The organism is Brevundimonas sp. AAP58, from assembly GCF_001295975.1.
GTDB lineage: Bacteria > Pseudomonadota > Alphaproteobacteria > Caulobacterales > Caulobacteraceae > Brevundimonas.
The window spans coordinates 22,501-35,426 of the sequence record NZ_LJHU01000014.1 but is presented as its reverse complement, the minus strand read 5'-3'; the positions used below and the strand labels follow the sequence as shown (position 1 = coordinate 35,426).

The 12,926-nt window shown below is 67.4% G+C and carries 13 protein-coding genes and 1 rRNA gene (1 of these 14 running past the window's edge); 3 read left to right on the top strand and 11 right to left on the bottom strand.

Annotated elements, in window-relative coordinates:
- Positions 1-82: 82 nt before the first annotated feature.
- From rpoH to hfaA, 11 genes are all read right to left on the bottom strand, one after another.
- The gene (rpoH, locus tag IP78_RS02180; RefSeq protein ID WP_054110073.1) at positions 83-970 is read right to left on the bottom strand and encodes an RNA polymerase sigma factor RpoH; all 888 of its coding nucleotides are present in this window, start codon (positions 968-970) and stop codon (positions 83-85) included.
- Between the two features lie 213 nt (positions 971-1,183).
- Positions 1,184-1,498 carry a GNAT family N-acetyltransferase gene (locus tag IP78_RS02175; RefSeq protein ID WP_054110072.1) on the bottom strand — a complete coding sequence of 105 codons (315 nt, stop codon included), beginning with the start codon at positions 1,496-1,498 and terminating at the stop codon, positions 1,184-1,186.
- A 35-nt stretch (positions 1,499-1,533) separates the two neighbouring features.
- Positions 1,534-2,547 (bottom strand): RluA family pseudouridine synthase, encoded by a 1,014-nt coding sequence (locus tag IP78_RS02170; protein WP_054110071.1) that lies wholly within the window; start codon positions 2,545-2,547, stop codon positions 1,534-1,536.
- Positions 2,548-2,573: 26 nt separating this feature from the next.
- A complete protein-coding gene (locus IP78_RS02165; protein WP_054110070.1) occupies positions 2,574-3,755 on the bottom strand; it encodes a cupin domain-containing protein in 1,182 nt (393 codons plus the stop codon).
- Positions 3,756-3,767: 12 nt separating this feature from the next.
- Positions 3,768-4,394, bottom strand: a complete 627-nt coding sequence (locus tag IP78_RS15210) for a hypothetical protein (RefSeq protein ID WP_054110069.1) — start codon at positions 4,392-4,394, stop codon at positions 3,768-3,770.
- Between the two features lie 137 nt (positions 4,395-4,531).
- Positions 4,532-5,617 carry a class II fructose-bisphosphate aldolase gene (gene fba / locus IP78_RS02155; RefSeq protein WP_054110068.1) on the bottom strand — a complete coding sequence of 362 codons (1,086 nt, stop codon included), beginning with the start codon at positions 5,615-5,617 and terminating at the stop codon, positions 4,532-4,534.
- 79 nt (positions 5,618-5,696) lie between these two features.
- On the bottom strand, positions 5,697-6,905 hold the full coding sequence (gene pgk, locus IP78_RS02150) for a phosphoglycerate kinase (protein WP_054110067.1): 1,209 nt from the start codon (positions 6,903-6,905) through the stop codon (positions 5,697-5,699).
- Positions 6,906-7,053: 148 nt separating this feature from the next.
- On the bottom strand, positions 7,054-8,061 hold the full coding sequence (gap, locus tag IP78_RS02145; protein ID WP_054110066.1) for a type I glyceraldehyde-3-phosphate dehydrogenase: 1,008 nt from the start codon (positions 8,059-8,061) through the stop codon (positions 7,054-7,056).
- Positions 8,062-8,174: 113 nt separating this feature from the next.
- Positions 8,175-9,422 carry a holdfast anchor protein HfaD gene (gene hfaD, locus IP78_RS02140; protein WP_054110065.1) on the bottom strand — a complete coding sequence of 416 codons (1,248 nt, stop codon included), beginning with the start codon at positions 9,420-9,422 and terminating at the stop codon, positions 8,175-8,177.
- Entirely contained in the window at positions 9,349-10,356 is a 1,008-nt protein-coding gene (gene hfaB / locus IP78_RS02135) for a holdfast anchoring protein HfaB (RefSeq protein ID WP_054110064.1), read from the bottom strand. The genes hfaD and hfaB overlap by 74 nt, the downstream gene beginning before the upstream one ends.
- On the bottom strand, positions 10,353-10,763 hold the full coding sequence (gene hfaA / locus IP78_RS02130; protein WP_054110063.1) for a holdfast anchoring protein HfaA: 411 nt from the start codon (positions 10,761-10,763) through the stop codon (positions 10,353-10,355). The genes hfaB and hfaA overlap by 4 nt, the downstream gene beginning before the upstream one ends.
- A gap of 90 nt (positions 10,764-10,853) precedes the next feature.
- Between hfaA and IP78_RS02125 the strand changes: the two genes are divergently transcribed.
- From IP78_RS02125 to IP78_RS02115, 3 genes are all read left to right on the top strand, one after another.
- Complete coding sequence (locus IP78_RS02125; RefSeq protein ID WP_231680866.1) at positions 10,854-11,576, top strand: rhomboid family intramembrane serine protease; 723 nt, start codon at positions 10,854-10,856, stop codon at positions 11,574-11,576.
- A gap of 60 nt (positions 11,577-11,636) precedes the next feature.
- Positions 11,637-12,065, top strand: a complete 429-nt coding sequence (locus IP78_RS02120; protein ID WP_054110061.1) for a CBS domain-containing protein — start codon at positions 11,637-11,639, stop codon at positions 12,063-12,065.
- 791 nt (positions 12,066-12,856) lie between these two features.
- Positions 12,857-12,926: ribosomal RNA gene (locus IP78_RS02115) — 16S ribosomal RNA — on the top strand (it continues 1,391 nt past the right edge of the window).

The following is a 12,926-nucleotide window of genomic DNA, read 5'->3' as shown; positions in this document are numbered from 1 at the left end:
GGCCCCATACACGGTGTGCGCGGTCGCCCCCTCCACCGCTTCGCGATCCCCCTCCCCCGTTCGCTACGCTCCGGGGGAGGATTTAGGCGTCCAGCAGGTTCCGCTCTTCGGCGGCGGCGCGCATGGCCTTCTGCAGCTTCTCGAAGGCGCGGACCTCGATCTGGCGGACGCGCTCGCGGCTGACGCCGTACTGGCCGGCGAGTTCTTCCAGCGTGACCGGGTCGTCCTTGAGGCGGCGCTCGGTGAGAATGTGCTTCTCGCGCTCGGTCAGCTCGCCCATGGCCTCTTCCAGCAGGCTCATGCGGATGGACTTCTCCTCGCTTTCGGCGAGCTGGGTCTCCTGGGAGACGGCGTTGTCGTCGGCTAGCCAGTCCTGCCACTCGCTCTCGCCGTCGACGCGCAGCGGCGCGTTGAGAGAGGCGTCGCCGGACAGGCGACGGTTCATGTTGGTGACCTCTTCCTCGGTCACGCCCAGCTTGGTGGCGATGGCGGCGAGGTGCTCGGGGCGCAGGTCGCCTTCCTCGAAGGCCGAGATCTGGCTCTTGGCCTTCCTGAGGTTGAAGAACAGCTTCTTCTGGGCGGCGGTGGTGCCCATCTTCACGAGCGACCAGCTGCGCAGGATGTATTCCTGGATCGAGGCGCGGATCCACCACATGGCGTAGGTCGCCAGGCGGAAGCCCTTGTCCGGGTCGAACTTCTTGACGGCCTGCATCAGGCCGACGTTGCCCTCGGAGATGACTTCGCCGATCGGCAGGCCGTAGCCGCGATAGCCCATGGCGATCTTGGCCACGAGACGAAGGTGCGAGGTGACGAGGCGGTGCGCGGCCTCGGGATCCTGATGCTCGGTCCACCGCTTGGCGAGCATGAACTCCTCGTCCTTGGTGAGCATCGGGAATTTGCGGATTTCAGACAGGTATCGCGACAGCCCCTGTTCAGGCGACATCACCGCGAGCGAAGCATTGGTAGCCATAGACGTGGTCCCTCCGACCGGTAGCGAGCGGGTCCTCTTGGTGCCGGCCCCGACATGGGCACCGGGTCCTCGACCCCTCAAGCGGATCATGTGGCGTCAGGTTGCCCGCCTTTTTAGGGGCGGATCGTCACAGGAAAGCGTGACCGTGACCCCGGCGCCACTGCGCCGAATGACGCGGTTGATAGCAGATAGTCCGTTTCAAATCAAGACTTACTAAGTGGGCAGGCCCAGGCTGATGCGGTAGGCGGGGTGGACGACGTCGGCCTGATCGGGATGTTTCTGGAAGAAGGCGGCGAAGAAGGGGCAGACAGGCAGGATCAGAAGGTCCCGCGCACGGGCGTCGGCGATGACGTGGCGGGCCAGTCGGCTGGCGATGCCGCGTCCCTCCAGCGCCTGGGGCACCAGGGTCTCTGTGATCATCAAGTTCGGTGGGGACAGGTTGTAGGTTACGACCGCGACCTGTCCGTCGACGGGCAGCTCGTAGCGGTGGAGCTCGGCGTTGTCGGTGATCTCGGGATCGAGGGTCATGGCGGTCTCACTTCCGTTTCGCAACAGTTGGTGTGTCAGAGTGCTGTGAGCAAGGTCTCCAGCCGGGTCATGTCGGCGGGGGGCGAGGTCTCGAAGCGCAGGGTCTCGCCCGAAACCGGGTGGACGAAACCGAGGACGGCGGCGTGGAGCGCCTGTCGGGTCAGGCCGGATTCGGCGATGGCCGCGCGGACGGCTGTGGCCGGGCTGCCCGAGCCGTAGACCGCATCACCCAGGATCGGCGCGCCCTTCGACGCCAGATGCACCCGGATCTGGTGGGTGCGCCCGGTCTGAAGCGTGCAGGCGACGCGGGCGGCGAGCGGTGCGGCACCGGCCTTGGCCGGGACGCCGAAGCGGGCCTGGACGATGTAGTCGGTGATGGCGTTGCGGCCGCCGGATTTCAGCACGGCCATCTTCTTGCGGTCCGAGGACGAGCGGCCGATCAGGGTCTCGATCCGGCCGCGGTCGGGCGACGGCGCGCCGCGCGTCAGAGCGACATAGGTGCGCTCGATATCGTGGGCGGCAAACAGGGCCGACAGACCCGCATGGGCGCGGTTGGACTTGGCGGCGACCATGACGCCGGAGGTGTCCTTGTCCAGACGGTGGACGATGCCGGGTCGGGCGACCCCGCCGATGCCCGACAGGGACACGCCGCAGTGGTGCAGCAGGGCGTTGACCAGGGTTCCGGTCTCGGTTCCCGGAGCCGGGTGGGCCGCCATGCCCGCCGGCTTGTCGATCACGATCAGGTCGGCGTCCTCAAACAGGACGGTCAGGGGGATGGGCTCGGGCTGGGGGTCTGCCGGGGCGACGGGTGGCACGAGGACGGCATAGGTCGCGGCTTGCGGTCGATCCCGCGATGAGACGGGCCGGTCGTCGAGGGTGACCGCGCCCTCGGAGAGCAGGGCCTGAAGACGCGCCCGGGACATGCCGGGCAGGGCGTCGGCCAGGAGACGATCCAGCCGCTGGGTCAGGTCCTTGCCAGACAGGTCCGCCAGAAACCGCTGACCTTGCGAGTCGGGTGAGCCTTCAAGTTCCTCGGCGTCGTCTTCCACGCAGGCCGTCTAGCATGTCCCCCGGCTCAGGTCGCGCCGATGAGGCCCGCAGCGACGAGACGCCGAATCACGGGCGCGGGGTCCGGCACGCCGAGGTCGCCCGGCGAGAAGACAGCCCCGGACAGGGCGCGCTCCAACCCGGCGCGATCCAGGCCGGCAAAGTCCATTTCGCCGCCGGGGGCGATCAGCCGGAGCGGCCTGTCACTGTCGGGGCCGTCTTCCTCGATGCGCCAGATGGACGGGCGGGCGACGTAGGCGGCGGCGAGCGGTTCGTGAGCCCCGAGGAGCGCGCCGGACACGTCGGATTCGCGGCTGAGCACGAACTCGCGGATGGCGAAGTCCAGCGCGTGGTCGAGGCGCGCCTGTTCGGACAGGCGCTGGATCAGGGTCTGGAACTCCCGGCCGAGCGCGGCGCGGTCATAGCCGGGGTTGGCGAAACCGGGCGGCAGGCTGCGGCGGAAGGCCTCGTCCTTGACGCAGACCTCGGACACGGCCTCCAGCACGACGTCGGCCCAGGTGCGGACGATGAGCCCGCAGGTGATGTGCAGCGACGGCTTGTCGCCCGAGGTGGCGGCGTCGTGCATCAGGCCGCGCGGGACGTAGGCGCAGTCGCCGGCTCGCAGCACGAAGGTCTCGGACAGCTCTCCAACCGGATAGACGCCGGGCTGGAAGCCCTCGCCGCGATAGGGGATGGCGACGGGCTGGTCGTGCAGCCGCCAGGCCTTTTCGCCCTCGATCTGGATCACCAGGACGTCGTGGTTGTCATAGTGGGTGCGGAACCCCTGGGACGACGGCGGGGTCAGGTAGGTGTTGGTCTGGACGTGGCAGCTGAAGACGCTCTCCAGGCTGCGGCACAGGGCGGCCATGCCACTGTGGGACTGCTGGAGCTGGTTCAGGATCAGGGTCGCGCCGCTGCCGTAGAGGCTGGCGACCGCCCCGCGATCGACAGCGCCGGACGGGGCGACATAGTCCGACTCGGCGATGGTGCGCGAGGAGTCCGTCATCACCAGCATGCCGCGCTGGAAATCCAGTTCCGACACCAGCCGATCGATTTCCGAGAGCGACAGCAGCGACCGGAACCGGTCGGGATCTTCATGGCGGGCGACCACGGGTCGACGCTCATAGACCTCGGTCAGGAAGCCGTCGGCGTGGTCACCGAGAAGCCAGCGGAGGGGGTCGGATAGCGACCCCTGAAGCGAAGAACTCAAGGCGTGTCCTTATCAGCAGCGACGACCACGACCGATGCCATCGGCGTAGTTGCCCGTATCGCTGTCGGTGCAGTTACGCGGGGCGGGCGTGCAGCGACGGCCATTGCCGACGCCGTCGCCGTAGGTGCCGGTGTCGCTGTCGGTACAGCCGGACTGATAGGAGGTGGGCGCGCAGCGTCGGCCGCGACCGACGCCGTCGCCGTAGCTTCCGCTATCGCTGTCCGTGCAGCCGGTCGATGGCGTCGAGCAGCGGCGACCGCGGCCCGACGCATCTGCATAGGATCCGGAGTCGTTGTCACTGCAACCGGTCGAAGGCGCAGCGCATCGGCGACCGTTGCCGACGCCGTCGCCATAGGTCCCGCTATCGCTGTCGCTGCAACCGGTCGAGGTGGCGCAGCGTCGGCCCTGGCCGATGCCGTCCCGGTAGCTGCCGGTGTCGCTGTCCGTGCAGCCGCTCTGATAGGTGTTGCAGCGACGACCGCGTCCACTCGGGTCCGAGTAGGAGCCGCTGTCGCTGTCCGTACAGCCTGAATGGGCCTCGGCCTGGCCTGTCACGGCCGTCAGCGCACCGCCCATGGTGGCGGCCCCGACGACGCGGCTCAGGAACGAGCGGCGGTCCATGGTCTTCTTGTCGGCCATCACGTCCCCCCTAGGCGTGTTGTCCATCCCCAAGCGGGACGCTACGCCTCAAGGTGCGACAATACAACACGCCTGGACTCAGCGGTCCTTTCGGAACCTGACCGAACCTGACGGGCCGACTTTCGGGCGTTTCGCCGTCAGGCCGCCGCGCTCTCGCGACGGCCGTAGACGGGGTCGAGGTCGCCGGTGGCGTAGCGCTTGGCCATCTGGGCGGTCGACATGGGGCGGATCTTGGAGGCCTGGCCCTCGCAGCCGAACTGCTGGAAGCGTTCCATGCAGAGCTTGCGCATCGCCTCCTTGGCCGGTTTCAGATAGGCGCGCGGGTCGAACTCGCCGGGCCTTTCGGCCAGCACCTTCCGGATCGCGCCGGTCATGGCCATGCGGTTGTCGGTGTCGATGTTGATCTTGCGCACGCCGTGCTTGATGCCGCGTTGAATCTCCTCGACCGGCACGCCCCAAGTCTGGGGCATCTCGCCGCCGTACTGGTTGATGATGTCCTGGAGGTCCTGCGGCACCGACGAGGAGCCATGCATGACCAGATGGGTGTCGGGCAGGCGGCGGTGGATTTCCTCGATCACATGCATGGCCAGAACCTCGCCGTCCGGCTGGCGCGTGAATTTGTAGGCGCCGTGGCTGGTGCCCATGGCGATGGCCAGCGCGTCGACCTTGGTGCGGCTGACGAAATCGACCGCCTGATCCGGGTCGGTCAGCAGGGCGGAGTGATCCAGCTTGCCCTCGAAGCCGTGGCCGTCCTCGGCCTCGCCCATGCCGGTCTCCAGCGAGCCCAGCACGCCCAGCTCGCCCTCGACCGAGACGCCACAGGCGTGGGCCATCTCGACGACGCGGCGGGTGACGTCGACGTTGTAGTCGTAGCTGGCGGGGGTCTTGCCGTCTTCTTCGAGCGATCCGTCCATCATCACCGATGTGAAGCCGTACTGGATGGCGGTGGCGCAGGTGGCCGGGCCGTTGCCGTGGTCCTGGTGCATGCAGACCGGGATGTGGGGATAGAGCTCGACCAGGGCGTCGATCAGTCGGGCCAGAACGACGTCGTTGGCGTAGGAGCGGGCGCCGCGGCTGGCCTGGATGATGACCGGCGCGTTGACCGCCTCGGCCGCCTCCATGATCGCCAGACCCTGTTCCATGTTGTTGATGTTGTAGGCCGGCAGGCCGTAGTCGTACTCGGCCGCGTGGTCGAGCAGCTGTCGCAGGGTGATCCGCGCCAAGGGTAGCCTCCTGAGGTCGTTCTATTTTGCGGACGGTCTAGCGCCGGAGCGGCCTCAAGTCACGCCATGTTACAGGCGATCAGGCGCGCAGGGCCTCGACGCCGGGGAGTGCCTTGCCCTCCATCCACTCCAGGAAGGCCCCGCCCGCGGTGGAGACGAAGGTCATGTCGTCGACGACGCCGGCGTGGTTCAGCGCCGCGACGGTGTCGCCGCCGCCCCCGACGGCGGTCAGGACCCCCGCCTTGGCGAGCGCGGCCGCGTGCTGGGCCACGGCGACCGTGGCGGCGTCGAAGGGCGGGACCTCAAACACGCCGAGCGGGCCGTTCCAGATCAGGGTCTTGGAGCCGGTCAGGGCGTCGAGCAGGCGCGCCACGGTGGCCGGACCGGCGTCCAGGATCTTGTCGTCGGCGGACAGGGGCTGGCCAGCGACGACGGGGCGGCTGGATGCGCCCGGTTTGACCTCGGTGGCGACGACGAAGTCGACGGGGAGCAGGAGCTGGCAGCCCTGGGCTTCGGCTTCAGCGATGATCTGAAGCGCGGTGTCGGCCATGTCGCGTTCGGCCAGTGAGCCGCCGATGTCGATGCCCTGGGCGAACAGGAAGGTGTTGGCCATGCCGCCGCCGATGGCGAGGCGGTCGAGCTTGCCGACCAGGTTCTTGAGCAGGTCGAGCTTGGTCGAGACCTTGGCCCCGCCGACGATGCCGATGACGGGCTTCTTCGGATTGCCGAGAGCGGCGTCGAGCGCATCGAGCTCGCGGCGCATGGATTCGCCGGCGTAGGCGGGTAGCAGGCGAGCCAGGCCCTCCGTCGAGGCGTGGGCGCGGTGGGCGGCCGAGAAGGCGTCATTGACGTAGAGGTCGCCGAGTTCGGCGAGCTGCTGGGCGAAGGCAGGGTCGTTGGCTTCCTCGCCGGCGTGGAAGCGGACGTTTTCCAGCAGGACCACGCCCCCGGCGTCGAGGTCGGCGATGGCGGCCCTAGCCTCCTCGCCCACGCAGTCGGACGCGTACCGGACAGGGGCGCCGAGCAGGCGCTCCAGGTCGTCGACGACGGGGGCCAGGCTCATGGACGGGATGACCTTGCCCTTGGGCCGGTCGAAGTGGGCGAGCAGGGCGACCTTGGCCCCGGCGTCGCGCAGTCGCTGGATGGTCGGCAGCGCCACGCGCAGGCGGGTGTCGTCGGTGACGCGGCCGTCCTCCATCGGGACGTTGAAGTCCACACGGATCAGAGCGGTCTTGCCGCCGAGGGAGCCCAGATCATTGAGGGCGTCGTCGAGGGTACGGAAGGTCATGTCTTTCTCCTCCGCTCATCCCGGCGAAAGCCGGGACCCAGTCCTTTCGCAAGGCAAGATGACTGGGATCAAGAGCAGTGCGAAACGCAGGCGATCATCGCCCAAAGAACTGGGTCCCGGCTTTCGCCGGGATGAGCGGGATCTGGCGTCAGAGGAACTTCGCCATCGCCAGCGCCGTGTCGCTCATGCGCGTCGCGAAGCCCCATTCGTTGTCGTACCAGCTGAGCACGCGGGCCAGCTTGCCGTCGACGACCTGGGTCTGGGGCAGGGCGGCGGTGGACGAGGCGGCGATGTGGTTGAGGTCCATCGAAACGACCGGGTCGTTCGTGGTGTGCAGCACGCCCTTCATGGGCCCATCCGCAGCGGCCTGGAGCGCGGCGTTGATTTCCTCCACCGTCACCTCGCGGCCGGCGACGACCTTCAGGTCGACGACCGAGACGTTCGGGGTCGGGACGCGGATGGACGAGCCGTCCAGCTTGCCCTTCAGTTCCGGGAGGACCAGCCCCAGCGCCTTGGCCGCGCCGGTCGAGGTCGGGATCATCGACAGGCCCGCCGCGCGGGCCCGATAGAGGTCCTTGTGCATCGTATCCAGCGTCGGCTGGTCGCCGGTGTAGGCGTGGATCGTCGTCATGTAACCGCGCTCGATGCCGAACAGGTCGTTCAGCACCTTGGCGACAGGGGCCAGCGCATTGGTGGTGCAGCTGCCGTTGGAGACGACGATGTCGTCGGCGGTCAGGGTGTCGTGGTTGACCTTGTAGACGATGGTCTTGTCGGCGTTGTCGCCCGGCGCCGAGATCAGGACGCGCTTGGCGCCGGCCTTCAGGTGCGCCTCGGCCTTGTCGCGGGCGGTGAAGATGCCGGTGCACTCGAACGCGATGTCGACGTTCAGGTCCTTGTGCGGGAGGTTGGCCGGATCGCGCTCGGCCGTGACCTTGATCTTGCCCAGGCCCACGTCGATCCAGTCGTCGCCCGCCTCGACCGTGCCGGGGAAGCGGCCGTGGACGCTGTCGTAGCGCAGCAGGTGGGCGTTGGTGGCCACCGGCCCCAGGTCATTGATCGCCACCACCTCGATGTCGCGGCGGCCGTGCTCGACGATCGAGCGGAGCACGAGGCGGCCGATGCGGCCGAAGCCGTTGATGGCGACGCGGACGGTCATGGGCGGGTTCTCCTGAAGCAGCGTTTCTGGTTGGCGCCTCAATGGAACCGGCGCGCGCGAGGATCAACCCCGTCGGGCTCACATGCGGTGAAGCAATGTGTCGTGTGGGTGGCTCAGTTGCCCGAGCGCGAGACGTAGAAGGTCGCGGCGTTGCCCGTGGCCGCCGCGCTGGTCGCCACGGCGCGGGCCGATCCGGCGATGCGGGCCGTGGAGGTCGCACTGACGGGGCCCGAGTTGGTCTGGGTGTTTGTCACGACCATCTGCCCCTCGCAGTCCGAGCAGGCGTAGCCGGTGACGGCGTTGCCGGTCGCCGCGGAAGCGACATAAGCGTCGTAGCCGTAGGTCCCGGCGAACTCGGAGGTGACCTGCACGCCGCCGGAGTTCACCTGGCTGTTGTCGATCTCGAGGTAGCGGTCGTTGTTGCCGATGACGACCTGGTTGCCGACGCCCGCCGCGCTGGCCGTCGCCCCGCCCCAGTCATAGGAGGTGACCAGGGCCGAAGCCCGGATCTCGGACAGGTTGGACTGATCCGTCAGGGTCACGACCGAGCCGCCCTGATTGTAGGTCGAGGCGATGTTGCCCACGGCACGGGCTCGCCCGGCCAGGTCCCAGGCGTTACCGCTGTTTGCGCTGGTGTTGGCCGAAACGGTGTCGCCGGCCTGACGCTGGCGCAGCGTGAGGGCCTGGCTGGAAGCCCCGGTCGAGTTCACGCCGATGCTGTTGCCGACCGATTCGCTGATGAACTCGGCCTCGGCGGGGATGTACTGCGAGACCACGAAGGTCTCTGAGCGGACCCCCGCCTCGGAGCCCTGGATCACCGTGCCCTGGACGCGCGTGCCGGTTCCTCCCAGCGAGGCCGCATTGGCGTTGGCTGAAGTCGAGAAGGAGGCACCACCCAGAAGACGGGCGGTGTCGTTCAGGATGGCGGCCGAGGCGGTGACTTCCGAAGGCCCGACGACCTGATTGGACTCGATCGTGATGTCGGCGCCGTAGCCCGCTGCCGACAGGGCGTTGGCGCCGGCGGTGGTCTGGACATTGACCGGGCCGGAGGCGTCCCCGGTGATGGTGAGTTCGCTGACCGCGCGGGTGTCGCCCTGCATCTCCTGCGACGAGGTCAGGACCACGGTCCCGTTCTCGGCTGCGCCATACAGTGTGTTGGCGCGGGCGGCGTTGTCGACCGACACCTCGGCGGAGGGGTCTTCGACGTTCAGGGTGACGCCACTGATGACATCGCCCAGCTGAAGCTGATTGTTGAGGACGCGGCTGTCCTGCTGCTGGGCGAAGGCCTCAGTAGCGGCTGCGACGCACATCGCCGTCGCGGCGATCGTGCCAGCGAGACGGATCGGCGCGGGTCTGGCCATTGTTCGTTCCCGTGTTGTCGTAAGCCGGGTAATAGCCCCCGGTCGGGCCGACGGTGTTCAGCCAATCGTTCTCGGCCGAGAGGCAGACCTCCGGGCCTGGTGCTCCGTAGAGGTTGGCCATCATCTCCAGCGTCGCGCGCTCGACCAAGGCGCGCACGGCCAGCTGGACCGGCTCCATGCCGCCGGTGCCGGCCGAAATGTCGAAGACGTTGCCGTTCAGGAAGTCGAAGACGCCGGCCGAGATTTCGCGGCCGATGATCTGCTTCTGGTAGGAGATGACGTCGACGACCTCGAGCGTGGTGGTCTGGACCAGGCGCAGGTCGATCGCCACGTTCATGACGTAGATCTTGCCCTGCACGAGACCCGAGCCGGGCGTGTCCGTGTCCGTCTCGCCCACGCCCGCGTCGAAGCCGGCCGAGCGGATGTTGTAGTTCACCTCGGTGATGCCACCGATGAGATAGAAATCCGAGCCCGGAACCTGGCCGGCCAGGATGCGGCGGTAGTTCGGATTGTCTGGCGTGCCACCCTCGTCGCCGATCAGGCGGTTGTTGGCGTAACGCAGCTCCATCTCCGAGATGGAGGTGTCGTAGCGTTCGACCATCTGGGCACCGGCCTTGGCGAGCGCGCTGAAGGCCATGAGGGACGCGCCCTGGGTGATCTGCCGGCCGCCATCCGCCGAGACTGTGCCCGTGTAGTCGCTGATCCGGCCGACCGCCATGCGCGGCGAGGGCAGGCCGTAGCGACGGGCATAGTCCGCCATGCAGTAGAGCGCGGCGGAATAGGGCGTGGGGTTCGCCGTCACCGGCGCATTGCCGATCGGCCGCGCGTAGAGACCGCTCGGGCCCGCCGTCGGGCTGACGCAGGCGCTGAGCGCGAGCGCAGAGGCCGTCAGAAGCGCCGGGACGCGGAGCCGGAGAAGGGGGCCGAGCGTCATTCGAAGCCTGTGAGCGTACCGGTCAGGTCATTACGAGCGGTGACATTGCCCGAGTTGGTCTGACGCGAGTTGACGATGACGGTGTTGTGGCTGCCCTGGACCACGACGTTCAGGTTGTTACCGATGGCCGTGGCGCCTGAACCGTAGCCGGCACCGGAGCCTTGCTGGGACACGCCGGACTGGCGCGAATAGGAGGAGGCGTTCGGCTGAATGATGCCGTCGACAATCAGGCGGTTGCCGTTCTGGTCCCGCGTGGAGCCGGTCTGGGCCGTCGTCACGGACTGTCGGGCCCCGCCATAGCCGTTCTGGAACTGGGCCATGCCACCTGAGCTCGACACCTGGGCGGTCGCGGGCAGGGCCATGATCGAAAGGGCCAGGGCGGCCGATGCGGTCCGGATCGGGCTCATGTCGATAAATCCCACTCGGTACTCGTGATTCGGCCGCAGGCAGACGGTCCGCGTCCCAAAATGGGAGACGGGTGTTAAGGATGACTTGATGTGAACGAGCCCCTTCCGCATTTGAGGGGCATGGAGCCGTCCGACGGCCGATTCGACGGCCCACCCCCCAGGGAACGCATCTTCAACGCCCCGCTCGCGGCGCTGCTGCTCGCCGTGTCGATGCCGGCGCTCTACGGGCTGCAGGAACGGTCGCACACCTACTGGCTGGAGCTCGCCTTTCGCCCGGTCGATCTCGCCGAGGGGCGATACGCCGGGCTTGTCACCTCCATGCTGGTGCACGGCGGCTGGGCCCACGCGTTGATGAACGCGGTCGGGGCCCTGACCTTCGGCGCGCCTGTCGCCCGGCTTTTCGGCGGCGGGATCGGCCTGCTGGTGTTTCTCTCTCTATATATAGTGTCAGGTGTCGCCGCGACGCTGGGATATGGTGTGCTGCACTGGGGCGCGGTCGATCCCCTGGTCGGAGCGTCCGGCGCGGTCTTCGGCCTGATCGGCGCTGCGACGCGGCTCTTGGGTGGGCGGGGACGTGTGCTTTCCCTGACGGACGGCGGCGTGATCCGCTCGGCCATCGCCTGGATGGCGGTCAATGCGGTCATCGGCCTGGTCGGCTTCGCGCCGGGCGCGGAGGGCGCGCGAATCGCCTGGGAGGCCCACGCTTTCGGCTTCCTGTTCGGCATTCTCGCTATCGGCCCTCTCGCAAGGGTGTTCGGCCGCGCCGACGAAAGGTTTGATTCGAGGCCGGAACCGGGTGATCCTGTGCCTTAAGAAGCGGCTTCGGCTCTTCGGCCGTCGATCGCTCCCGACAAGACAGGGAAGGGACGCCGGATGCTGGTCGCGGAAATCCTCAAATCGAAGGGCGGCGAGGTCTTCTCGATCGCGCCCGGGACCACAGTGGCCCAGGCCTGCGCCGAGCTGGACAGCCGCCGGGTCGGCGCCTTGATCGTTTGCGACGCCGATCGCGTCGCCGGCGTGATCTCCGAACGCGACGTGGTCCGGGCGGTGGCGCGAGACGGCGCAGGCGCTCTGGACCGGCCGGTCGCCGACTACATGACCCGCGATGTGGTCTTCGCCGAGCCGGGCGAGACGGTCGCCGTCCTCATGGGCCGCATGACCGATCGCCGGATCCGCCATCTGCCGGTCCTGAAGGAGAGCCGCCTGGCCGGCGTCATCTCCATCGGCGACGTGGTGAAGTGCCAGATCGCCGAGGCGACGCAGGAAGCCGAGCAGCTGCGCACCTACATCGCCGCCGGCTGAGCAGCGATCGGCGAGATTCTTCGCACAATCGTCAAAAAGCGGGTTGCGGACGAAAGGGCCGGTCCGTATATCGCGCCCTCGCTCGGCGACGGGCTGGCCGCCAGGGCCTTGGGACTTCGGTTCACAGGGCCTCTGACCGGAAGACAGAGGTGAATAATCTCTTGCTTTCGGGGTTGGTTCCCAATAGTCTCCGCGCTCCAATCGAATCGCCGGTCGTTAGACAGAGGGCAGCCTCTCGCTTCCCTCCTGGTGGTTTTTTGCGGTCCGAAACCTCCGGGTTTCACGGTTCGTAAAATGGCTGAGAAGCCCGGTTGACACCGAGGATCGGCCTCCTTAGGAAGCCGCCTCCGCAGCCCTCCGGGGCCGCATCGCGAACCGAGGTTCTTCTTTAAAAAGAACCACTTGACGCGAAAATCGGAGGCGACTACATCGCCGCCTCCGCCGACCTCCGGGCCGGTGACGCTGTCGAAAAGTTCTTTTCGAAGAACCGCTTGACACGGACTTCCGAGGCGACTACATCGCCGCCTCCGCCGAAACCGGGCGCTAAACGGTGGGGCCGGTCCTCCGGTTCCCTGGGTCTTTGACATCGTTGATTTGGAAAGAGAAACGCAGGCGGCGGTGCTCCAGCGACAATCCTAGAGATTGTCACTCGACACTGACATCTGCGGTCTTTTTGAAAGACATACCATGTCGTTGGGCTTCGGCTCAGCGAACGTGGGATCTCGTCAAGAATACGTAGAACTAATGCCAGACGGTCTTCCCGACCGTCATGCTTAGGTCAGAAGTCAACTCAACCTGAGAGTTTGATCCTGGCTCAGAGCGAACGCTGGCGGCAGGCCTAACACATGCAAGTCGAACGGG